Source organism: Gemmatimonadaceae bacterium (assembly GCA_035533015.1).
Taxonomy (GTDB): domain Bacteria; phylum Gemmatimonadota; class Gemmatimonadetes; order Gemmatimonadales; family Gemmatimonadaceae; genus JAGWRI01.
The window spans coordinates 1-22446 of the sequence record DATLUQ010000058.1 but is presented as its reverse complement, the minus strand read 5'-3'; the positions used below and the strand labels follow the sequence as shown (position 1 = coordinate 22446).

The 22446-nt window shown below is 68.1% G+C and carries 25 protein-coding genes, 4 tRNA genes and 1 rRNA gene; 29 read left to right on the top strand and 1 reads right to left on the bottom strand.

Annotated elements, in window-relative coordinates; all coding sequences use genetic code 11:
- Window positions 1-139 precede the first annotated feature (139 nt).
- From murA to murI, 17 genes are all read left to right on the top strand, one after another.
- Window positions 140-1435, top strand: a complete 1296-nt coding sequence (gene murA, locus VNF92_12345) for a UDP-N-acetylglucosamine 1-carboxyvinyltransferase (GenBank protein HVA58665.1) — start codon at window positions 140-142, stop codon at window positions 1433-1435.
- Window positions 1432-2157, top strand: a complete 726-nt coding sequence (locus VNF92_12340; GenBank protein ID HVA58664.1) for a polyphenol oxidase family protein — start codon at window positions 1432-1434, stop codon at window positions 2155-2157. Before murA ends, VNF92_12340 begins: the two co-directional genes overlap by 4 nt.
- 111 nt (window positions 2158-2268) lie before the next feature.
- A complete protein-coding gene (locus VNF92_12335; protein HVA58663.1) occupies window positions 2269-2724 on the top strand; it encodes a hypothetical protein in 456 nt (151 codons plus the stop codon).
- Between the two features lie 114 nt (window positions 2725-2838).
- The gene (nusA, locus tag VNF92_12330; protein HVA58662.1) at window positions 2839-4203 is read left to right on the top strand and encodes a transcription termination factor NusA; all 1365 of its coding nucleotides are present in this window, start codon (window positions 2839-2841) and stop codon (window positions 4201-4203) included.
- Entirely contained in the window at window positions 4200-4532 is a 333-nt protein-coding gene (locus tag VNF92_12325; GenBank protein ID HVA58661.1) for a ribosomal L7Ae/L30e/S12e/Gadd45 family protein, read from the top strand. Before nusA ends, VNF92_12325 begins: the two co-directional genes overlap by 4 nt.
- Window positions 4533-4541: 9 nt before the next feature.
- Window positions 4542-7325 carry a translation initiation factor IF-2 gene (gene infB, locus VNF92_12320; protein HVA58660.1) on the top strand — a complete coding sequence of 928 codons (2784 nt, stop codon included), beginning with the start codon at window positions 4542-4544 and terminating at the stop codon, window positions 7323-7325.
- A 51-nt stretch (window positions 7326-7376) separates the two neighbouring features.
- The gene (gene rbfA, locus VNF92_12315) at window positions 7377-7757 is read left to right on the top strand and encodes a 30S ribosome-binding factor RbfA (GenBank protein HVA58659.1); all 381 of its coding nucleotides are present in this window, start codon (window positions 7377-7379) and stop codon (window positions 7755-7757) included.
- Window positions 7738-8598: a tRNA pseudouridine(55) synthase TruB gene (truB, locus tag VNF92_12310; GenBank protein ID HVA58658.1), complete on the top strand. Its 861-nt coding sequence runs from the start codon at window positions 7738-7740 to the stop codon at window positions 8596-8598. The genes rbfA and truB overlap by 20 nt, the downstream gene beginning before the upstream one ends.
- Window positions 8591-9550: a riboflavin biosynthesis protein RibF gene (ribF, locus tag VNF92_12305; GenBank protein ID HVA58657.1), complete on the top strand. Its 960-nt coding sequence runs from the start codon at window positions 8591-8593 to the stop codon at window positions 9548-9550. The genes truB and ribF overlap by 8 nt, the downstream gene beginning before the upstream one ends.
- 24 nt (window positions 9551-9574) lie before the next feature.
- Window positions 9575-11269: a protein translocase subunit SecD gene (secD, locus tag VNF92_12300; protein HVA58656.1), complete on the top strand. Its 1695-nt coding sequence runs from the start codon at window positions 9575-9577 to the stop codon at window positions 11267-11269.
- Window positions 11270-12241: a protein translocase subunit SecF gene (secF, locus tag VNF92_12295; GenBank protein ID HVA58655.1), complete on the top strand. Its 972-nt coding sequence runs from the start codon at window positions 11270-11272 to the stop codon at window positions 12239-12241. It begins immediately after the preceding gene.
- A 44-nt stretch (window positions 12242-12285) separates the two neighbouring features.
- Window positions 12286-13074: a TatD family hydrolase gene (locus tag VNF92_12290; protein ID HVA58654.1), complete on the top strand. Its 789-nt coding sequence runs from the start codon at window positions 12286-12288 to the stop codon at window positions 13072-13074.
- 76 nt (window positions 13075-13150) lie between these two features.
- Complete coding sequence (locus tag VNF92_12285; protein HVA58653.1) at window positions 13151-13531, top strand: RidA family protein; 381 nt, start codon at window positions 13151-13153, stop codon at window positions 13529-13531.
- On the top strand, window positions 13528-14571 hold the full coding sequence (gene selD, locus VNF92_12280) for a selenide, water dikinase SelD (GenBank protein ID HVA58652.1): 1044 nt from the start codon (window positions 13528-13530) through the stop codon (window positions 14569-14571). The genes VNF92_12285 and selD overlap by 4 nt, the downstream gene beginning before the upstream one ends.
- A 4-nt stretch (window positions 14572-14575) precedes the next feature.
- A tRNA-Sec gene (locus VNF92_12275) sits at window positions 14576-14672 on the top strand.
- Window positions 14673-14692: 20 nt separating this feature from the next.
- Complete coding sequence (locus VNF92_12270) at window positions 14693-15319, top strand: hypothetical protein (GenBank protein HVA58651.1); 627 nt, start codon at window positions 14693-14695, stop codon at window positions 15317-15319.
- On the top strand, window positions 15316-16119 hold the full coding sequence (gene murI, locus VNF92_12265; GenBank protein HVA58650.1) for a glutamate racemase: 804 nt from the start codon (window positions 15316-15318) through the stop codon (window positions 16117-16119). Before VNF92_12270 ends, murI begins: the two co-directional genes overlap by 4 nt.
- Here murI and VNF92_12260 read toward each other — a convergent pair.
- Complete coding sequence (locus VNF92_12260; GenBank protein HVA58649.1) at window positions 16060-16839, bottom strand: UDP-2,3-diacylglucosamine diphosphatase; 780 nt, start codon at window positions 16837-16839, stop codon at window positions 16060-16062. The two genes, murI and VNF92_12260, sit on opposite strands and share 60 nt — an antisense overlap.
- A gap of 109 nt (window positions 16840-16948) precedes the next feature.
- On the opposite strand from VNF92_12260, the gene VNF92_12255 reads away from it, so the two are divergent.
- The 12 genes from VNF92_12255 to VNF92_12200 all read left to right on the top strand — a co-directional run.
- Window positions 16949-17356, top strand: coding sequence for a thioesterase family protein (locus tag VNF92_12255; protein HVA58648.1), 408 nt, complete (start codon window positions 16949-16951; stop codon window positions 17354-17356).
- Between the two features lie 142 nt (window positions 17357-17498).
- Window positions 17499-17984 (top strand): hypothetical protein, encoded by a 486-nt coding sequence (locus VNF92_12250; protein ID HVA58647.1) that lies wholly within the window; start codon window positions 17499-17501, stop codon window positions 17982-17984.
- 85 nt (window positions 17985-18069) lie between these two features.
- Window positions 18070-18465 carry a DUF4136 domain-containing protein gene (locus VNF92_12245; GenBank protein HVA58646.1) on the top strand — a complete coding sequence of 132 codons (396 nt, stop codon included), beginning with the start codon at window positions 18070-18072 and terminating at the stop codon, window positions 18463-18465.
- The gene (locus VNF92_12240; GenBank protein ID HVA58645.1) at window positions 18459-18818 is read left to right on the top strand and encodes a hypothetical protein; all 360 of its coding nucleotides are present in this window, start codon (window positions 18459-18461) and stop codon (window positions 18816-18818) included. The genes VNF92_12245 and VNF92_12240 overlap by 7 nt, the downstream gene beginning before the upstream one ends.
- Window positions 18815-19294: a D-glycero-beta-D-manno-heptose 1-phosphate adenylyltransferase gene (gene rfaE2 / locus VNF92_12235; protein ID HVA58644.1), complete on the top strand. Its 480-nt coding sequence runs from the start codon at window positions 18815-18817 to the stop codon at window positions 19292-19294. The genes VNF92_12240 and rfaE2 overlap by 4 nt, the downstream gene beginning before the upstream one ends.
- On the top strand, window positions 19287-20015 hold the full coding sequence (rph, locus tag VNF92_12230) for a ribonuclease PH (GenBank protein HVA58643.1): 729 nt from the start codon (window positions 19287-19289) through the stop codon (window positions 20013-20015). Before rfaE2 ends, rph begins: the two co-directional genes overlap by 8 nt.
- Window positions 20012-20635 carry a non-canonical purine NTP pyrophosphatase gene (locus VNF92_12225; protein ID HVA58642.1) on the top strand — a complete coding sequence of 208 codons (624 nt, stop codon included), beginning with the start codon at window positions 20012-20014 and terminating at the stop codon, window positions 20633-20635. Before rph ends, VNF92_12225 begins: the two co-directional genes overlap by 4 nt.
- 35 nt (window positions 20636-20670) lie before the next feature.
- Window positions 20671-20744 (top strand) — tRNA-Pro (locus tag VNF92_12220).
- Window positions 20745-20784: 40 nt separating this feature from the next.
- Window positions 20785-20861: transfer RNA gene (locus VNF92_12215), tRNA-Arg, on the top strand.
- Window positions 20862-21074: 213 nt separating this feature from the next.
- The gene (locus VNF92_12210; protein HVA58641.1) at window positions 21075-21509 is read left to right on the top strand and encodes a hypothetical protein; all 435 of its coding nucleotides are present in this window, start codon (window positions 21075-21077) and stop codon (window positions 21507-21509) included.
- A 178-nt stretch (window positions 21510-21687) separates the two neighbouring features.
- Window positions 21688-21760: transfer RNA gene (locus VNF92_12205), tRNA-Lys, on the top strand.
- 296 nt (window positions 21761-22056) lie between these two features.
- Window positions 22057-22446 (top strand): 16S ribosomal RNA (locus VNF92_12200); the annotation flags it as partial.

Below are 22446 nucleotides of genomic sequence, written 5' to 3'. Positions count from 1 at the left end.
GTGGGTATCAAGAGGGTACCCAGACACACGCACCGGTGTCAAGCGATCGGGCGCGCTTGACTCGCCGACGATGCCCCGGTCATTCTTCGCCATCGCGCAGTGTCCCGCTTACCCTTTCTGTCACGGTCCTGGCCGCTCCATGAGCGCTCTGCAGTTCATCGTACACGGGGGGCATCCACTCTCCGGTACCATCCGCCCCGCGGGCAACAAGAACGCGGCGCTCCCCATCGTGGCCGCGGCCCTGCTCACCGACCAGCCGGTGACGCTCACGAATGTGCCTCGCATTCGCGATGTGGAAACGCTGGTCGAACTCGTGCGCTCCGTCGGAGCATCCGCCGAGTGGATCGAACCCAACACCCTCGCGGTTCACGCCAGGACGGTACACGCGGCGCGGCTCGATCCGGTGCTCTGTGCGCGCATCCGGGCGTCCATCCTCCTCGCAGCGCCGCTGCTCGTGCGCAGCGGAGCGGTCACCCTGCCGCCACCCGGCGGCGATATCATCGGTCGTCGGCGGCTCGATACTCATTTTCACGTGCTCCGCGAGTTGGGTGCCGAGTTCACCCTCTCCGACCGCTACGAGCTGCGCACCAAGGGGTTCACCGGGGCCGACGTGTTCCTCGACGAGCCCAGCGTCACCGCGACCGAGAACGCCCTCATGGCGGCCGCCGCCGCTCGCGGAACCACCGTGCTCCGCAATGCGGCCAGCGAGCCCCACGTGCAGGACCTGGCGCGCTTTCTGGTCGCCCTCGGTGCCACGATCGACGGTATCGGTACCAACACCCTGACCATCGAGGGCGCGACGGCGTTTGGCGCTGCCTCCCATGCCGTCGGCCCGGACCACATCGAGGTCGGGTCGTTCATCGGTCTGGCCGCCGTCACCAACTCGGCGCTCCGCATCGAACACGCCGGAGTGGAACACCTGCGATCCACCCGCATGGGCTTCGAACGCTTGGGCATCATCTGTGAGGTCGATGGGGCCGATCTCGTCGTGCCGGCCAACCAGCCACGGATCATCCAGTCGGACCTTGGCGGGCACGTCCCCAAGCTGGAGGACCAGCCCTGGCCCTCCTTCCCGGCCGATCTCATGTCGATCGCCATCGTCACCGCCACGCAGTGTCAGGGCGTGATCCTCATGCACGAGAAGATGTTCGAATCGCGTCTGTTCTTCGTGGACAAACTGGTGAGCATGGGCGCCCGCATCGTCCTCTGTGACCCGCACCGGGCGCTCGTCATCGGGCCGTCGCCACTCCACGCGGGCAACGTTGATTCCCCCGACATCCGCGCCGGCATGGCCATGCTGCTCGCCGCCCTCGCTGCGCCGGGCACGAGCACCATCCACAACGTGCAGCAGATCGAGCGCGGGTACCAACGCATCGACGAGCGGCTCCGCGCGTTGGGCGCCCAGATCGAACGCGTGGAGGTCCGCGGCGCGTGAGCGCGGTGCCGCCGGACGTCGAAGTCGTTCCGGAGCTTGCCGCGCTCGGCTTCCTGGCGTACACGACCACGCGCGCCTTCGGCAGCCTTGGCACCGGCACCGAAGAGCCCGTTCGTCAGGTGATGGCGCGGTGGCAGGTCGTCACCACGGAATTGGAAGCGCGCGGCGTGCCGCGCCTGGCCACCGCCACGCAGGTCCATGGACGCGAGGTGATCACGCACGAGGGCCGCTGGCGGGGGTGGCTGCGCGCCCCGGGGGCGGACGGCCACGCCTGCCCGGCGGCCCCGGCAACCGCCGTCGCTGTCACGGTGGCCGATTGCGTCCCGGTGTTCCTCGCGCACCGGTCGGGCGCCATGGCGCTGCTGCATTCCGGCTGGCGGGGGACGGAGGCGCGAATCGTCGAGGCGGGCATCCTCGCGCTCGGCACCATGGGGTGCCCGGCCGATGAACTGGTCATGCACCTCGGTCCGGCCATCTGTGGCGGCTGTTACGAAGTGAGCCCCGACGTCCATGAGCGGTTGACCGGCCACCGCGTGGACCGCCCCACGCCCGTGGACCTTCGCGCACTCATCGCCACGCACGCGGCATCGTGTGGTGTCCGAAGCATTTCGACGAGCCCCTGGTGCACCCGCTGCCACAACGGACGGTTCTTCTCGCACCGGGCCGGTGACACCGGCCGTCAGATTTCTCTCATGGCGCCGCAGGTCAGCGGCTTCGCTTGACTCACTAGGGCGGACCCAGTAGGTTGCAATCCACGTGCGGTGGACGCCGCGCGGTAATGTGGGGGAGGTTCCCCACATTTTTTTGTCCCGTAAAGGCAGTTGCCAAGAAACGTGAACGACGAGCTGGAACACGTTGTCAAACAAGAGCTTAGCGCGCTTGAGTTCGACCTCGTCGAACTCCGTCGCGGGGGGACCAAGTCGCGTCCTCTGATCGAAGTTCGGATTGATCGTCGCGATGGCGCGAAGGTGACGGTGGAGGACTGTGCGCGGGCGTCGCGGGCCATCGAAGCGCGGCTCGACGCAGGCGGGTTGGTGTCGGACCGGTACGTGTTGCAGCTGTCGTCTCCAGGAGAACGGCCGCTGCGAACCGCGGCGGATTGGCGCCGATTCGTGGGGCGGTGGGCGAACGTACTCAGTCCGGTGCACGGCGGGCGATTCGAAGCGGCAATCATTGCGGTCGAAGGGGCGGACGGGGCGGAAGCGGTGGAACTTGAACTGGAATCGGGCGAGCGCCGGCACGTGCCGCTCGCCGAGGTGAAAGAAGCGCGGCTGGCGTTCCGCGTGTAAGAGAATCGAGACGCACAGACGCGGGGCCCGCGAGTAGGCGGGATCATGAACGCGGGTCGGTGGTAGACACCGGCTCCTGACGAGGATGCTTGGATGGTAAGCTCAGCAGATATCTTGGCCGCATTTCGCGAGGTGTCGAACACCAAGCAACTCGATCGCGCGGAACTCTACGGGCTCCTGCAGGATGGCATCATGGCGGCGCTCGCCAAGAAGTACGGCGCCAACGTGCAGGCCGAAGTCACCATCGACGACGCCAAGGGGGACATCAAGATCGTCCTCCTGAAGACGGTCGTCGACGTCGTCGAGGACCCCAGCCGCGAGATCTCCGTCGAGGACGCGCGCCTGTACGACGAGGAGTTCGACGCCGGCGATGTGCTCGAGGAGCCGGTGGATTTCACCGTGTTCGGCCGCGCCGCGGTCCAGGCCGCCAAGCAGCGTATCATCCAGCGCGTGCGTGAAGGCGAGCGCACCCGCATCCGCGACGAATTCAGTTCGCGTGTCGGGGAACTCCTCTCGGGCGAGGTGCAGCAGATCGAGCGCGGCAAGCTTGTGATCATGCTGAACAAGTTCCGTGAGGCCGAGGCGATCGTGCCCTATCGCGAGCAGAACCACCGCGAACATTTCCACCAGGGTGAACCCGTCCGCGCGGTCCTCAAGAAGGTCGAGGAGACGCCCAAGGGGCCGCGGCTCATCCTGACCCGCGGCGACCCGCTCTTCGTCAAGGCGCTGTTCAAGCTCGAGGTGCCGGAGATGCAGCAGGGGATCGTCGAGATCAAGGCGTCAGCCCGCGAGGTGGGCAGTCGCACGAAGATCGCGGTCTTCTCGCGCGACGACGCCATCGACCCGGTAGGCGCGTGCGTGGGGCTCAAGGGCTCGCGAGTGCAGGCCGTGGTCAATGAATTGGGGGGCGAGCGCATCGACATCGTACCCTGGTCGCCCGACCCGGAACGGTTCGCCAAGTTGGCTCTCGCGCCGGCCCGTGTGGCCCGCGTGTTCAGCGATCCGGTGACCAAGACCATCCAGGCAGTGGTGGACGAGGACCAGCTCTCGCTGGCCATCGGCCGCAACGGCCAGAACGTCCGCCTTGCCTCGGAACTGACCGGGTGGAAGATCGACCTCTACTCGAGCCGTGAGTGGCTGGAACGCGGCGGCGAGGGCGCGATCTTCGCTCCATTGCCGGAAGAAGAGGGCGATGCCGCCGACGTGCCACTCTCCGAGATCGGGGGCATGCCGCCGGCGACGGTCGCGATCCTCGAAGAGGGGGGCTATCGTACGCTCAACGACATCATCGACCTCGAACGCGACGATTTCCTGAAGCTGCCCGGCATCACGCTCGACGATGCTGACCGGCTGATGGCGATCCTGGCGGAACTCACCGAAGAAGGCGCGAACGAGGAGGCGGCGTCGGCGGCAAACCGCGAGCCCGCCGAGCTCCAGACGGACCCGCCCCCCTCGGACGGGGGTGGCGCGGCGGCGTGACACGCGACCAGGCGCGCCGCGTGCTGGGCCTCGTCGGTCTCGGGGTGCGGGCGCGGAACGCCACCGTGGGCGTGGAGCAGGTGCGCGCCGCGGCCAAGAAAGGCACGCTCGTGCTCGTGCTCGTGGCGAGCGACGCGGCGGAAAATAGTTTGGATAAGCTGCTCCCGTTGATGCGGGCGCGGCATATCCCGACCATCGAAGGCTTGGCGGCTGCCGAACTCGGCACCGCCGCAGGACGTGTACAGACGGCTGCGATCGGCATCGTCGACCGGTCGCTCGCCAAGGGAATTCTCGGCGTGGTGGAAACGGGCGCGGTCGGGCCCACTTAGGAGGATCGTTTGAGCAAGCTTCGCGTACACGACATGGCTGGGGAATTCGGGGTCTCTGCTGACGAAGTGATCGGATTGCTTCGGCAGATGGACGTTCCCGTACGCAGCCATCTGAGTGTGCTCACCGACGATCAGGTGGCACGCCTTCGGGCACGGTGGGAGCGCGAAAAGCGTGCTCGCGCGGAGCAGGAGAAGGATACCGCGGCCGCTTCGCCGCGCCGCCGCCGCTCGGCCGCGGCTCAGCCGGCGGAACCCGCCGAAGCCGTGAAGCCCAAGAGTCCCCGCGCCAAGAAGGCAGCGAAGGCCGCTGCCGAAGCCCCGCCTGCGGCGGAGGCGGCCGAGACGCCGACGGCGTCAGCGGCCCCGGTGCGTCGTCGCCGCAAAGCCGCCGACGTCGCCGCCGCGGCGGCGGCAACCGAAGCCGCCGAGAGGGTGGAGGAGGAGAGGCGCGCTGCCGCTGAAGCCGCGGCGATAGCCGCCGAAGCCGCTGCCGAAGCGGCCAGGGCCGCCGAAGAGGCCGCAGCTGAGGCAGCCGCAGCCGAACTCGCTGCCTCGGAAGCAGAAGAAGCGGAGCAGGTCAGTGCCGAGGAAGCGACGACCATGGCTGCGGAGCCGAGGTCGGTCTCCTCGCACGCCGAAGCGGGTGCACCGGCGGCGCGCGAACGCCCCCGCCCGCGGCCTGTCACGCCGGGTGCGCCTCGTCCGCGTCCCGTGGCGAGCAGTTCGCCGTTCATGCCCCCGCGCCCCGTTGCCTCCGCCGCACCGGGCGGCGGCGGTGCCGCGCCCCCGCGCCGCGACGAGAAGGGCGGAGGTCAGAAGCCCGGCGCCCCGGCCGAGCGCGGCCGCCGCAAGAAGGGCCGCCGCGGCCAGGTCGACCAGGGCGCGGTGGACGCGAATATCTCCAAGACGATGGCGGCCATGCGCGGGGCGCCCTCGCGCCGTAGTGCCAGCGACTCCCGCCGCGGCCACCGCGAGGAAGTCGAGGCGGCTCGCGTGGCCGAGGCGGAGCGCGAGAAGCGCCTGGTGCGGGTCAACGAGTTCATCACGGTGAGTGAACTCGCCCAGATCCTCAAGGTGCCCGCCACCGAGATCGTCGCGTTCGCGTTCAAGAACCTCGGGTTGATGATCACCATCAATCAGCGGCTCGACTTTGACCAGATCGAGTTGATTGCGGGCGAATTCGGATTCCAGGCGGTTCGAGAGGATGCGTACCAGGCCGAGGACGTCATGGCGGTGCAGGAAGACCAGCCCGCGGACCTCGTGTCGAGGCCGCCCGTGGTCACCATCATGGGCCACGTCGACCACGGCAAGACGTCGCTGCTCGACTTCATCCGCCACGCCAACGTCGTGGCCGGCGAATCGGGCGGCATCACGCAGCATATCGGCGCCTACCACGTCACGCTGCCCAAGGGCAAGTCCATCACGTTTCTCGACACCCCGGGCCACGAGGCGTTCACCGCGATGCGCGCCCGCGGCGCTCAGGTCACCGACATCGTCGTGCTCGTCGTGGCTGCCGACGACGCGGTGATGCCGCAGACCATCGAGGCGATCTCGCACGCCCGCAACGCCGGCGTGCCGATGATCGTGGCGATCAACAAGATCGATCTGCCGCAGGCCAACCCGATCAAGGTCAAGCAGGACCTGCTGCAACACGGGGTGGTGCTCGAAGAGTTCGGTGGGCAGACACTGTCCAGCGAGATCTCCGCCAAGAAGGGCACGAACATCGACACCCTTCTCGATCAGATTCTGCTCCAGTCGGAAATCCTCGACCTCAAGGCCAATCCCAACCGGCCGGCCACAGGCTCCGTGATCGAGGCCCAGCTCGATGCCGGCAAGGGCCCCGTGGCCACCGTGCTCATCCAGAACGGGACGCTGCACGTCGGAGAGGACTTCATCTGCGGCATGCACTCGGGCCGCGTGCGCGCCCTGCTCGACGAACGCGGCAATCCGGTCAAGGACGCCGGCCCGGCCATCCCGGTCCAGGTGCTCGGGGTGGAAGGGGTGCCCATGGCGGGCGACCAGTTGCTGGTCGTCGACGACGCCGCCGCGGCGCGCGAGATCGCCCAACGGCGCCAGCGCCTCGACCGCGAGGCGAAGAGCCGGCGCACGTCGCGCGGCGTATCGCTCGAGGACTTCATCGAGCACGCCGCCAGCGGCGAGCGTCGCACGCTGCGCATCCTCATCAAGGCAGATCAGGGCGGCCCGGCCGAAGCGCTGGCCGACGCGCTCCAGCAACTGTCCACCGCCGAGGTCCAGGTCGAGGTCGTGCATCGCGGCGTCGGCGCCATCTCGGAGAGCGATATCCTGCTCGCCAAGGCCTCGGGGGCCGTGATCATCGGCTTCCACGTTCGCCCCGACAACAACGCCCGCACGGCCGCGGAACGTGAGGGGGTGGACATCAAGCTTTACCGGATCATCTACGAGGCGGTGGCCGACGTGCGCGCCGCACTCGAAGGCATGCTCCGGCCCGAAGAGCGCGAAGTCATCTTCGGCGAGGCCGAGGTGCGACAGGTGTTCAAGGTGTCGCGCATCGGCACCATTGCCGGCTGCTACGTGCGCAGCGGCGTGATCAATCGCCAGGGCCGCGTGCGCGTGATCCGCGACGGCGTCGAAATCTACGACGGCGCCATCGGGTCACTCCGCCGGTTCAAGGACGACGTGCGCGAAGTGAAGGACGGCTTCGAGTGCGGCATCGGCGTCGAGAACTTCAACGACCTCAAGGTAGGCGACGTGATCGAGTGCTACCGGACCGAGGAAATCGCGCGTTCCCTCGGGTCCGCGCCGGCCACTTAAGCACGCCTCCGGCGCGGCACCGCCGCGTGGGGGGCCGGAGTACGGGTTTCCATGGCAGCAGACAATCGACGAGCGGACCGCGTCGCCGAAGGCATTCGCGAAGTGGTGGCGACGTTCCTCGCTGAGGGGGTCAAGGACCCCCGCATCGTGGGGCTCGTGACCGTTACAGGCGTGGACGTCACGCGCGACCTGCGCCACGCCCGGGTCTTCGTGAGCGTCATGGGAACGGAGAGCGAACGCGCCGCGACGACGCAGGGGCTGGCCAGTCTGGCCCCGCACCTTCGCTCGCACGTCGGACGGTCGCTGCACCTCCGCCTCGCCCCCGAGATCACCTTCCGGCTCGACGAGACCATCGCCCGCGCGGCCCGCATCGAGTCGCTGCTCGCCCAGGTGCGCGAGGGAAAGCCGGTGGATGGGGCCCAGGACGACTGACGGCCTCCTGCTCGTCGACAAACCCGCGGGCATGACGTCACACGATGTCGTGTCGGTGGCGCGACGGGCCGTCGGCCCGTCGCGCGTCGGCCACGCCGGCACGCTCGACCCGTTCGCCACCGGCCTGCTCGTCCTGCTCGTCGGGCGGGGGACGCGGCTCATCCCGTATCTCGACGCTGAGCCCAAGGTCTACGACGCCACCATCCGCTTCGGCGCCGCCACCGATACCGACGATTCCACCGGCCGGGTCATGCGCGAATCGGCCCTTCCGGCGCCTGCCGCCGTGGACGCGGCACTCGCCACCATGGTGGGCGACCTCGAGCAACGCCCGCCCGCTTACTCGGCCAAGCAGGTCGAGGGCGTGCGCGCCTACGCCGCCGCTCGACGCGGCCGCCCGCTCGACCTCGCCCCGGTGACGGTGCGCGTGCATGCGTGGACGGTGCGCGAGCGGCGGGACGCTGAACTCGACGTCACCGTGATCTGCGGCGGCGGTACCTACGTGCGCGCCCTCGCCCGCGACCTGGGCGAAGCCGTGGGGAGCGCGGCGCACCTCACCGCACTGCGCCGCACGCGCGCCGGCCGGTTCGACGTGGCCGACGCTCAAACGATCGACGCCGTCCAGCGCGGAGAAGCGCCCCTCCGGCCTCTCCTCGACGCGGTGGCCCACTTCCCAGCGCAGCCCCTGGACGCGGAAGAAGGACGGCTCGTGGCTCACGGCCGTCCCGTGCCGGCGCGCATCCCCGGCGAGTGGGCCGCCCTCACGGTCGATGGCGCATTGCTCGCCGTGGCGGAGCGGCACGGCGACGCCTGGCAGCCCAAGGTCGTGATCGGCGATGACTGAGCCCCATTCACTCGTCCCCCCACAGCTGTCGGGTACGGTCGTCACGGTCGGCACCTTCGACGGGGTGCACCGAGGCCATCAATACGTGCTGGCCCGCCTCCGGGAGCGGGGCGCGGCGCTCGGCCTCCCGACACTGGTCGTCACCTTCGAGCCGCATCCTCTGGAAGTCATCCGGCCATCCGACGCCCCGCTGCGCCTCACGGTCCGCCTGGAGAAGCTCCTCGCGCTGGCGGCGTGCGGCGTGGACTACGTGGCCCAGATCCCATTCACCCCCGCCTTCCGCGCGCTCAGTGCGGAGGCCTTCATCCGTGATCTGCTCGTCAGCCGGTACGGCATGCGCGCCCTCCTGCTGGGCCACGATCACCACTTCGGTCGAGGGCGTGAGGGCGATCCGGCGCTCGTCCGCGCCATCGCTCGCCGCGCCGGATTCGCTTTCGAGGTCGTCGAGGCGCTCGCGCTTCCCTCGGGCGACCGCCTGTCCTCGAGCGTGATCCGCGACGCCGTGGCTTCGGGCGACCTGGTGCGCGCCGCGCGCGGACTGGGCCGACGCTACGAAGCGGTGGGTCGCGTCACCGGCGGCCACGGCCGGGGGCGGCTGCTCGGCTTCCCGACCATCAACCTCGCACTGCCGTCCTCCCGCAAGCTTCTGCCGCCCGTGGGAGTCTACGCCGCGCGCGTGGTCAGCGCCGCCGGGACGTTTGGCGGCATGATGAATCTCGGGCCGCGGCCCACGTTCGGGGACGATACCGTCGCGCTCGAGGTGCACCTGTTCGACGCCGGCGGCGACTGGCACGACCGGCCAGTTGCCGTGGAATTCGTCGCGCGCCTGCGGGACACGATGAAATTCAGTGGTCCCGATGCGCTGGCCGCACAGTTGAAATCCGACGCCGAGAACGCGCGGCGCGCGTTGACGGAAGTCCTCTCGCCCGATACCCTTATAGGTTCCGGATAAATCCCTTTCTCCCACCTCCGTCGCATGTCGAACCTGAAGTATCGCCTGCTGACAATTGCCGCCTCGATCCTTGTGTCCATCTGGTTTCTCATCCCGCGCGACCAGGTGGTGAAGTACCGCGGTTCCGACGGCATGCTGCACGACACGACCGAACGCCACATCCCCCTCCGCCGCGGGCTCGATCTGCAGGGGGGCATCCACCTGACGCTCGAAGTCGACACGTCCAAGCAGTCCATCGCACCCGACAAGATCCCCGATGCCATCGACCGCGCACTGAAGACCGTACGGACGCGTATCGAAGGCTTCGGCGTCTCCGAATCCGTGGTCCAGAAGGCCGGCAACGACCGCATCATCGTCGAGATCCCCGGCTACGACGATCCATCTCGTGCCGAGAAGCTGGTCAAGGACCAAGCGTTCCTCGAGTTCCTGATCACCGATAAGACGCAGGCACTGCAGAAGGTGGCGCCGCGCTTCGACCAGATCATCAGGGACGCGGGCGCCGCGGTGGCCAAGACCGCGCCCGGCCAACCAGCGGTGCAGCAACCCGCCTCCGGGGCCGCCGGCCTGCAGACGCTGCTCACGGGTGGGGACACGGCCATGGCCAAGGGCAAGGGCGTCGCCGCGAAACCAGCCGATACGACAACCGTCGACTCGCTCGGCGCCAAGACCGGCGGTGCGTTCTCCAACGCCATCTCTCCCGGCGGCATGCCCGGTCAGTATTTCGTGCCGTTCAGCAAGGTGCCGGAGATCGACGCTTACCTGCAGATGCCGGCCATCAAGGCCGCGATCCCTCCAGGCAAGCGTATCATCTGGGGCACCGACTCCACGCAGTACGGCGCCGAATGGTACCGCGGACTGTACGTGACCGACGACAAGGCGATCACCACGGGTACGGACATCACCGATGCACGGCCGTCCCAGAGCCCCACCGATGGTACCGTGGTGGAGTTCACGCTCGACAATGCGGGCGGCCGCCGCTTCCGCATCGAGACCGGGCGCCATGTGGGTGACTACATGGCCATCGTGCTCGACGGCCGCGTCATGGGCCAGCCGCCGGTCATCCAGAGCGCCATCGGGACGCGAGGCCAGATCACCCTGGGCGGCAAGGACCTCGCCGCAGCGCAGGACCTGGCGCTCGTGCTGCGGGCCGGCGCGCTTCCCGTGCCGCTCAAGGTCGCTGAGGCCGTCGTTATCGGCCCGGGGCTTGGCCAGGACTCCATCAACAAGGGGTTCCGGGCCGGAATGATCGCGCTCATCCTGATCGTGCTCATCATGACGATCTACTACCGCTTCGCGGGCTTTCTGGCCGTATGCGGCCTGTCCGTCTACGTGCTCTATACCCTCGCCGCGCTGGCCGGTTTTGATGCCGTGCTCACGATGCCGGGCCTCGCCGGCATGGTGCTGTCCATCGGCATCGCCGTCGACGCCAACGTGCTGGTATTCGAGCGCATCCGAGAGGAGTTGGACCGGGGGAAGACCGTCCGCACTGCCATCGACGAAGGCTTCCGGCACGCCATGCCCGCCATCGTCGACTCCAACATCTCGACCATACTCACCGCGTCCGTCCTCTATCAGTGGGGCAGCGGCCCGGTGCGCGGCTTCGCCGTGACGCTCATCGCGGGCGTGGCGGCGTCCATGGTCGCCGCCATCTTCGTCGTGCGAACCCTTTTCCTCCTGTGGCTGAGCCGCTCGCGCGGCGCCCAGACGTTGAGCATCTAAATGCTGCGCATTCTCCACGGCACCAGCTACGACTTCATCAAGTACTGGCGGCATGCCGCCGCGATCACCATCGCGTTCATCCTCGTCGGGCTCACGTCGCTTGCCATCCGCGGTGCGCACTACGGCATCGAGTTCACCGGCGGCACGACCATGCAGGTGGAATTCGCCAAGGCGCCCAATCCTGACGTCATTCGCTCCACGGTCGACGGCGCCGGCTTCAGCGGATCCACCATCCAGCAGTTCGGCTCGCCGACCATGTTCACGATCAGCGCCCAGCCCAAGGTCGGCAACGCCGCGCTCGGTTCCACCGACAGCACGGCCAAGCAGATCGAGGCCGCGCTGCACACCCAGTTCGGCGATACCTCGCAGGTGCGCGTGGTGCAGTCGCAGTACATCGGACCCCAGGTAGGCGCCGAGCTGCGGCGCAACGCGATGATCGCGGTGGCGATTTCCTTTCTCGTCACCCTGATCTACCTCGCCATCCGCTTTGAATGGCGATTCGGCGTCGCGGCCGTGGTCGCCACGGCGCACGACATCTTCACGACGCTGGCCTTTCTGGCCATGCTGCGGCTGGAGATCTCGCTCACCGTGGTCGCCGCAATCCTCACCGTGATCGGGTACTCGCTGAACGACACGATCATCATCTTCGACCGCGTCCGCGAGGACCTGCGCAAGCAGCGCAAGGAACCGTTGCGCGATACGATGAACCGTGCCATCAACGAGACGCTGCCGCGTTCGGTGCTCACCCACGTCACGACACTGACCGCCACGCTCGCGCTGCTCTTCTTCGCGGGCGAGGTCATCCGGCCGTTCTCGTGGTTGATGGCGTTCGGCATCTTCACTGGAACGTTCAGCTCCATTTACGTGGCCGGCGCGCTGCTGCTCTGGATCGAGGCCAAGTGGCCCCGGACGGTCGAGGGCCGGGGTGGAGCCGCCGCGGCCGCTGCCCGCACGCGGCGCGCCAACTCCTGACGTCGCCCCGAACCGCCGCGCCGGCCGCGGCGGTTCGCCATGGTATGGCCGACTTCATCGACAGCCACGCCCATCTGGGCGATCCGGCATTCGACGGCGATCGCTCGACCGTCATCGACCGTGCCCGCCAGGCCGGGGCACGTGCCGTGATCTGCATCGGCGAATCGCTGGCGGCCGCGGAGCGCGCCCGCGCCGTGGCCGCTGATCATCCCGGGTTCGTGTGGTTCACGGCCGGCGTGCACCCGCACGATGCCGCCGGCTTCGATCCAATCCGCGATCCGATGCAGATCGCCCGGGAATGCCAACTGGGCGCCGTCGCCATCGGCGAGTGCGGCCTCGACTACCACTACGACCACTCGCCGCGCGACGAGCAGCGCCGCGCTTTCGGCGCCCAGCTCGCGCTCGCCCGCGACCTCGGCAGGCCCGTCGTCGTACACACGCGGGAGGCCGAGGACGACACGCGCGCCATGGTCGAGGAGGCGGGGGCAGGGGGCGTGCGAGGCGTCCTCCACTGTTTCACCGGATCGCCCCGATTGGCCGAGACGGCGCTCGCCGTGGGTTGGTACGTCTCGTTTAGTGGCGTCGTGACCTTCAAGAAGTGGGACGACGACGCCCTTATCCGACTCGTCCCCGACGATCGCTTGCTCGTCGAATCCGACGCCCCGTACCTCGCCCCCGTCCCCCATCGCGGCAAGCGCAACGAACCGGCCTGGGTCAGCCTCACGCTTGCCCACGTGGCGCAGGCGCGCGGCACGGCTGCGGCTGGGCTCGGAACGGTCGTCACGCGCAACGCGGCGCGACTGTTCGGCCTGGCGATTCCGGGTATCGCCTGAGTAGGTTCCCGGCGTTCGTCCTCGTCTCGACCCATTCGCCGGCCCCGTGCCGGCCGACCGTTCGGAGATCCCTCGCATGCCGACCACGCTGCACACGGACAAGGCCCCGGCGGCCATTGGCCCGTACTCCCAGGGTGTGACCCACAACGGGTTCCTGTTTACCGCCGGCCAGATCGCCATCGATCCGGCCACCGGACAGGTCGTGGCCGGTGACGTCGTCGCGCAGACGGAGCGCGTCCTCGCCAACCTGCAGGCCATTCTTACCGCCGCCGGCGCGACGTGGAACGATGTCGTGAAGACTACGGTATTCCTCCACGACATGAGCGACTTTCCCCTCGTGAACGACGCCTACGCCCGCGCCCTCGGCGAGGCGCGGCCGGCTCGCTCGACAGTCCAGGTCTCCGCGCTCCCGCGGAACGTGCTCGTCGAGATCGAGGCGATCGTCGCCGTGCGATGACCACGTCCACAACCCACGCCGAACTGCTGCGGCTCACTGGGTTCGCCCGCTGCGCCGGCTGTGCGGCCAAGCTCGGCCTGGGCGACCTGTCGGAGGCGCTCAAAGACGTTCCGCACCAGAGCGATCCCCGGCTGTTGGTGGGACGTGAAACGTTCGACGACGCCGGCGTGTTCGTCCTCGCCCCCGACCTCGCCCTGGTGCAGACCGTCGACTTCTTCGCGCCGATCGTCGACGACCCGTATCTGTTCGGCCAGATTGCCGCCGCCAACGCGCTTTCCGACGTGTATGCGATGGGTGGCGAGCCGCTCACCGCGCTCAACATTGTCGGGTTCCCGGCCGGTAAACTCGCCCTCGAGGTGCTGGGCAGCATTCTGCGGGGTGGGCAGGACAAGGTGCATGAAGCGGGCGCCTTCGTCGTGGGCGGCCACACGATCATCGACGAGGAGCTGAAGTTCGGCGTGGCGGTCACCGGCCGCGTGCACCCCGACCGGCTCCTCACCAACGCGGCGGCGCGTCCGGGCGACCGCCTGGTCCTCACCAAGGCCATCGGCACCGGACTCCTCGCCACCGCCGAGAAGCAGGGCGAGCTGAGCGACCACGAGGCCGAGGCGCTCCATGATTCCATGCGGGCGCTCAACGCCGAGGCCAGCCGCGCGGCGCTCGCCGTGGGTGTGCGTTGCGCCACCGACGTCACCGGCTTCGCGCTGCTCGGGCACGCGTCGCACATCGCGCGCGCCAGTGGCGTCACACTGGTCATCCACATGGCCGCCGTACCCACGCTTCCCGGCGCCGTCGCCGCGTGGACGCGCGGTGTGCGCACCGGCGGCGCCGAGCGCAATCTTGCGTTTCTCCACGATAAGGTCGAATGGAATGGCGCGGGCGATGCGCTGCGTGCCATTGCCCTCGATCCGCAGACATCCGGCGGGCTCCTCGTCGCCGTTCCACCGGATCGCGTCGCCGAGTATGTTTCGCGCGTGCCCGGCGCCGTGGAGATCGGTGAAGTGCGGACCGCGGGGGCCCGCCCGCTCGTGCTCGCGTGACCGGGGGAGTGGAGGGGGCCTGGTGGCTTCCGCAGTCTTCAAAACTGTTGCGACCTGACGACGTCGGGTTGGGTGGGTTCGATTCCCATGCACTCCCGCCACCGCGCGCCGGCAGGCGATCATGAGTATATACACATACCTCGCGCGATCCCGGTGGGTCTCGGGTGTGGCCGTGGCGATGGTCGCCGCCGGCGCCGCGACGGCGGGCGCCCAGAAGCCGGACACGGCCCGCGCGCCGATCGTCATCCCCCGCACGGTACTCGACACGAATCACAGCACGGATACGACGCGGGGGCCCCAGCCCGAACTGCCCCCGCCACTCTCGCCCGGCCGGTCGTTCGCCTACTCGTTCCTGTTCCCCGGATACGCGCAAACGGTGCTCGGCCGGCCCAAGGCGGCCGCCCTGTTCCTAGCCTTCGAGGCGCTGGCGGTGACCATGCTGCACCAGGCCCAGTTCGACCTGCGTCAGGCCCGCAACGCCGGCGCGGACAGCACCGTCGAGACGTGGTGGGATCCGGCCACCGGGCAGACCGGCCCCGTCTTCGCGCGGTCGCCGTACGATTCCACCCTCGTCCGCAGCCGGCGCGCGCACGTCGAAGACTGGGTGGCGGCGATCATCGCCAACCACCTCTTCGCCGGCATCGACGCCTACGTCGCCGCCAATCTCTGGGACGTGCCCGCCGAACTCACCGTGCAGGCTGTGCCCGGCGGCGGTGCCAACCTCGGCGTACGCGTCCGCGTTCCATGAGCCAGACCGCGCCCATCGGCGTGTTCGATTCCGGCATCGGCGGCCTCACCGTGGTGCACGAACTGATGCGACAGCTGCCGCACGAGAGCATCGTGTACTTCGGCGACACGGCGCGCGTCCCGTACGGCAACAAGGGCCCCGAGACGGTCCAGCGCTACAGCCGCGAAATCACCGACTTTCTCGAAACGCGCGGTGTGAAAGCGATCGTCGTGGCCTGCAACACCGCCACCGCTCATGCCCTTCCCATGCTCCGCGCCGAGCGCCGGCTGCCCGTGATCGGAGTGGTGGAGCCCGGAGCGCGCGCGGCCGTCGCTGCCACGCACACCGGTGCCATCGGCGTCATCGGCACGCTCGGGACGGTGCGGTCCGGTGCGTATGAACGCGCCATCCACGCGCTCCGCGCTGACGCCCGGATCGTAGCCCAGGCGTGCCCACTGTTCGTGCCCCTCGTCGAGGAGGGATGGACCGAGCGCGACGCCACCCGTCTCATTGCGCGCGAATACCTCGAGCCGATCATGCGCGCGCAGGTCGACACGCTCGTCCTCGGCTGTACGCACTACCCGTTGCTCAAACCGCTGCTCCACGATGTGCTCGGCCCCGGCGTGCGACTCATCGACAGCGCGCGGGAGACGGCCGCCGAGACGGCGCATGTGCTGGCGGAGCGCGAACTCGCCGCGCCCGCCGACGCCGTGCCGTCGTACCAGTTCGTGTGCTCCGACGACCCGTCCCGCTTCCTCGCGCTAGGGCAGCGTTTCCTGGGCCGCGCGATCGACGATGTGGAGAGCCACCCCCTCGGCTGACCCGTCCCATCGGCGCAGTTCCACGCGTTCGGGCGTCACCCGCAGGAAGGTCGGCGCATCCAACCACGATCCGGCGTTTGCGTACACCCCGCCCGACGGCACCCGCTCGAGCGTCGCCACGTGCGAATGGCCGTACACTACCAGCTCCACCCCGGGCTCCTGCGCGAATCGCCGCAGCGCCACCGCGCGCAACCCGCGGCCCCCGTCGCGCGCGGCATAGGACCGGCTGGCATGCGAACTGCCGCCGGCCAGGGCCGTGGCCCAGTCGGGATGGATCCAGCGAAAGGCACGGATCGCGAGCGGATTGCGCAGAACGGTACGCAGGGCCCGGTATCGGCGGTCTTCGCGATCTCGCAGGCCGTCGCCGTGCTCGATGTATGCCGGCCACCCAGCCAACTCGCCCCGCCAGGGCCCGAGCTGGAAATCGATGCCGACGTCTTCGCGAAGAATCTCCCCCCCCCAACAGTCGTGATTGCCGGCGATCATCAGCACCGGGATCCCGGCGTCGCGCAGATCGGCCAGCGCCGCCAACACCCGGAACGCCGCGCGCGGCATCACCCGCTTCCACTCGAACCAGAACTCGAAGAGATCGCCGTTGATCACCAGCGATCCGGCCCGGCCGGGCAGCCCGCGCAGGAACGCGCGCAGCGAACCCTCCACCGAGGCCGGCGCAAATCCGAGGTGCGTGTCCGAGAACACGTAGCAGGGCGAGGGAAGCACGCGCTGATTCTAGCGCCGCGGTCGTGTCTTTACAAACCCGACCCGCGCTCTATTGTTCGCGCCAGATGATCCTCGCTCGCACCGGACCCACACGAAGCGGTTGCCGCGCATGAGCCACGTCCAGGTCAGCGAGTTGCGCGTGCGCTACGCCGAGACCGACCAGATGGGCGTCGTCTACCACGCCAACTACTTGGTCTGGTGCGAGATCGGACGCACCGATTTCATCCGGCACTTCGGGGTGAGCTACGCGGAGCTGGAGCGCCGCGGCGTCTCACTGGCCGTCTCCGAAGCGACGGTGCGGTATCACGGTTCCGCCCGCTACGACGAGCGTATTCGCATCGAGACGCGCCTCGCCGAAGTGCGGTCGCGAGCGATCAGCTTCGACTATCAGATCGCGAACGCGGACACCGGAGCCCGCCTGGTGTCCGCGCGGATCTCACTCGTTTCGCTCGACCGCGCGGGGCGTCCCTCGGCGCTCCCGCCCGAATTCCGTGCGCATCTGCAGTCGGCGCTGTAGCCGGTCGGTCCACGCGGCGGCGCTCCTCGCCGTCGCTGGTTGTGCCCCCCGGCTCGCGCCACTCGCCGGGGTCCCGGCGCCGGCGCGCTTTCCCGCCACTACGCTGGGCCCTCGCCACCGCAAGGTCGTATTCCGATGGGAGATGACCGACGCCAACATCGTGGCGCGTGGCGAGGGTGCAGCGCGGCTGGCCCCGCCCGACAGCGCACGGCTCGACTTCTTCCTCGCGGACGGCATGGGGAGCGGCGCCGCCGTCCTCATCGGCGACCAACTCCGGTTGCCGCCGGGTGGTCCGGGCGCCGCTCCCTTCATGCCGCCAGCACCACTCCTCTGGGCCGCGTTGGGGCGGCTCGCCCTGCCGACCGTCCCCGATACCGATGCGCGGATTCGGGGCACCACCCTCACTGCCGATCTCGGCCACCCGGTCCAGTGGCGGGTCACGTTTGACCAGGGCCAGCTTCGCCGCCTCGAACGCGTGGACGGCGGGCGGGTACGAGAATGGGTCACGCGGACATCCGACGGGCATATCCGCTATCATAATGAAAGTGACCGCCGCACCTTCGATCTCGTCATCATTACGTCGGATGACACCGGACCATTCGATGCCACGTTGTGGACGTTTCCTTAACCTTTTGCTTCCTCTCGTCGTGCTCGGCGCGTGCGGGGTGCATTACGGTTTCTCGCAAGGGACTTTCCCTCCGGCAATCAAAACGATGGCCGTGCTTCCCCTGGACAACAGCACTGCATCTCCCGATGTGCAGCGCGAGCTATTCGACGCGATGCGCGCACAGCTTGGCAAACGGCTGGGCGTGCGCGAGGCGCCGGAGGCCCGCGCCGACGCCGTCGTCAGCGGCACGATCACCGACTACCAGGCCGACGTGCCGGTGTCGTTCAGCGCGAATCCCAACCAGGCGGTCTCCGCCCGGCGCAAGCTGCAGATCACGCTCGACATCCAGATCGTCGACCAGAAGACTGGTAAGACGCTGTGGAGCCAGAAGGGGTTGAGCGCGTCGGGCGAGTACGCCGAGCGCGCCGAAGCGGATGGGCGCAAGGAAGCCATCCAACACCTCGTCGACGCGATCGTCGAAGGGGCGCAATCGCAATGGTGAACGCCCGCGCGGGGCGTAGCTCGCTGGGCTGCCTGTTCATGCTGCTCCTCTTGGCGGCCGGCATCTACTTCGGCCTCAATATCGGGGAGGCGTATTGGCAGTTCTACCAATACGAGGACGCCATGAAGCAGGAACTCCGCTTCAACAGTGTCCGTCCCGACTCGCTCATCCTCGCCCACCTCTGGCTCCAGGCCGACTCGCTTGATCTGCCCGAGGACGCCAAGAACATCTCGATCGAGCGCGACCCTCGCGATCGGACGATCAAGATCTTTGCGGATTACACCGAGCTCATCGAACTGCCGCTCACCGTGCGCGCCTTCTCCTTCCATCCCCACGCCGAGGATACGTATTGAGCGACGCATCGCCGCCCGCCGCGCGCATCATGTCGTGGGAGGGGGCGCGGGCGTGGCGGCGCTCCGTGCCGGGACGCGTCGTCTTCACCAACGGGGTGTTCGACCTCTTGCATCCCGGCCACGTCGACCTCCTGCTGGGCGCACGCCGCCAGGGCGATGCGCTGGTCGTGGGCCTCAACGCCGACGCGTCGGTGCGTAGGCTGAAAGGGCCCGGGCGCCCGGTGCGTGGCCAGGCCGAGCGCGCGTACGTCCTCGCGGCGCTCGCGCCCGTCGACGCGGTCGTGGTGTTCACGGAGGATACGCCGCTCGAGCTCATTCGCGCGCTCGAACCCGACGTCCTCGTCAAGGGCGGTGATTATACCGAAGCGACCATCGTCGGCGCGCCCGACGTACGCGCGCGCGGCGGCGACGTCGTGGTTATCCCGCTCACGCCGGGTCACTCTACCACTTCCCTCATCGAGAAAATGCGTGGCTGATCACACAGCGCCCTCGCGCCATGGGCGCGCCGACGACGAGATGCGCCCGGTGTCGCTCGAGCGGCAGGCGTCGGCGTACGCCGAGGGCTCGTGCCTGGCCGCGTTCGGTGGCACGCGCGTCCTGTGCACGGCCTCGGTCGAACCGGGCGTGCCGGCCTGGCGCAGGGGTAGCGGCCTCGGTTGGATCACCGCCGAATACGCCATGTTGCCGCGCGCCACCCACACCCGCAGCCCACGCGAGCGGTCGCAACTCGGCGGTCGGACGCAGGAGATCCAGCGCCTCATCGGACGCAGCGTGCGTGCGATGCTCGACGGGTTCGTGTTCGGCGAGTACACGGTGCACGTGGACTGCGACGTGCTGCAGGCCGACGGCGGCACGCGCACGGCGGCGATTACCGGTGCGTGCGTCGCCGTTACCGATGCGTTCGCCTGGATGGTGGCCACGGACAAGCTCGCGGAATCCCCCGTGCGGCGCCGTGTGGCCGCCGTGAGCGTCGGGGTGGTGGGCGGTGCGGCGCGGCTCGATCTCGAGTACCGGGAGGACGTGGCGGCCGAAGTGGACATGAACGTCGTCATGAGCAGCGCCGGCGAGTTCGTGGAGGTGCAGGGCACGGGCGAGAAACGCACGTTCGACCGGCGACAACTCGACCAGATGCTGGCGCTCGCCGAACAGGGCATTCGCAAGCTCGACGCAGCGCAGCGACGGGCCCTGGGCGCGTGACGCCACGCGTGGTGCTATTGGCCACGCGGAGTGAGGGAAAGCTGCGCGAATTGCGGCCGATGTTCGCGGCGGCCGGCTGGACGGTGCGCGATCTGGCCGAGGCAGGAGTGGCCCACTCACCCGACGAAGCGGGCCTCGAAGTGTTCGACACGTTCGAGGAGAACGCGCGGGCCAAAGCGCGCTATTTCTGGGCTAGGAGCGGCGGCATGGCCGTCGTGGCGGAGGATTCGGGACTCGAAGTGGCGGTGCTGGGAGGGGAACCGGGGGTGCGGAGCAAGCGGTGGAGCGGCCGGGACGACCTGAGCGGCCGTGCTCTCGACGAGGCGAACAACGCGTTACTGTTGGCACGGCTGCGTGGAGCGACGGATCGTCGGGCGCAGTACGTGTGCGTGGCGGTGTTCTGGGATGGAGTTCGCGAGGTGGTGGCGCGCGGCGAAACGCTTGGGGTGATCGGCGAACGGCGCGCCGGCGGCGACGCTGGGTTCGGCTACGATCCGTACTTCATCAGCGCCGAACTGGGTCGGGCGTTTTCATTAGTGTCGCGCGAGGAGAAGGCGGCAGTGAGTCATCGCGGCCGGGCGATCGCGCAGTTGTTGCTCTCGCTCGCGGAACGCGGTTGACTGGGGTTGGCGGCGCGTCTAGAATTATGGGCTCGCGGGGCGTAGCGTAGCCTGGTATCGCGCCTGCTTTGGGAGCAGGAGGTCCCCGGTTCAAATCCGGGCGCCCCGACCTAGGGAAGGCGTCGCAGATGGTCCTCCTTGCGGACGAAGCGCCAGTAGCTCAGTTGGATAGAGCAACAGCCTTCTAAGCTGTAGGTCGGGGGTTCGATTCCCTCCTGGCGCACCATGCTTTGCGCGGTCTGTTTTCGGTTACGGTAGACGTGATTTCTTGATGTGAGAATGCGGCAGTTCCCGTTCATGTTTGGCAGTGGTTCGCGAACACTCGGGAGTGAGATCGGCACCCCACCCTGCGAAGGAGGCTTTCGACATGCGTCTTGGACCCAGCCTCCCAGCACTCGCAGGCGCGATTTTCGTTTTCGGTGCTGCCACGGCGGCATCCGTGAGCGCCGCGCCGCCTGACGATGCCTGTCTGTTTCTCACGCAAGCACAGTTGACCAGCGTCCTCGGCGTCGCCGTGGGGGCTGGTACGCACACGACTCCAGAGTACGTGAAGACGTGCACGTGGGCCTTGCCGGGCGATTCCGCGAGACGCGTCCAATACCTGACCCTCAGCTTCCAGCTGGGGCCGCGGTATGCGGTCGCGAAGCGGACGATGGACCAGATGATGCCTAGGTTGAAGGTGAAGAGTTCCGTGACGGCGGCCAGCGGCATCGGGGACGATGCCTATTACACCGTCATGGCAAGCAGCTACACGGCGCTCAACGTGGCGAAGGGGAGTGTTGCGTTCAAGGTCGCGATGTACGGCGACTTTCCGACGAACAAGGTGGAGGCCATGGAGAAGACTCTCGCGCTGCAAGTTCTCTCCAAGCTGTGACGGGTCCGGTTCGGCGACGGGTACCGTGAGGGCGGGTGGTGCGTGACGACGGCTCTCGTGCGGATCGCGTTTTGTTGGGTCGAGGGGGCGTTGAGCGGGGGTGAGGGGCACGAAATTTCTGAGCGATGTTGCGGGATCGTCCCGTTGGGCGCGCCATGGGGCCAGACGAAGCAACGACGCGCCGTTAGCTCAATTGGCAGAGCAAGTGACTCTTAATCACTAGGTTGTAGGTTCGATTCCTACACGGCGCATGAGACCGGCGGATTGAGGGCGGAGGAAGGCCTCGATTGGCGGTTGGCAGACAGCAGGAAAAGTTGTTTCCAACGCTTGACGGACGCTGGGTAGTCTGGTTATAATTGGAGGCTGTCGCCAACTGGCGGCAAACAAGCTGATTGATAATTGAATTGGGAAGATGGATGTGCGAGGCGAACTCATTGAGCCGGTCCCGTTCAGGGGCACCGGGGAGAGTTCAAACTGAACATTCTGTGATTCGGACACGCTGTCTGCGCGACAGCGTGGGCAGCGTTTTCGAGGAGCTATTTCGAACTCATTGGAGAGTTTGATCCTGGCTCAGGACGAACGCTGGCGGCGTGCTTAACACATGCAAGTCACGGGGGCCCGCAAGGGCAACCGGCGAACGGGTGCGTAACACGTGAGCAACCTGCCGATGTCTGGGGGATAGCCGGCCCAACGGCCGGGTAATACCGCATACGCTCTCTGGTCGGCATCGACTGGAGAGGAAACCTCCGGGGGACATCGAGGGGCTCGCGGCCTATCAGCTAGTTGGTGAGGTCACGGCTCACCAAGGCGACGACGGGTAGCTGGTCTGAGAGGATGGCCAGCCACATTGGGACTGAGATACGGCCCAGACTCCTACGGGAGGCAGCAGTGGGGAATCTTGCGCAATGGCCGAAAGGCTGACGCAGCGACGCCGCGT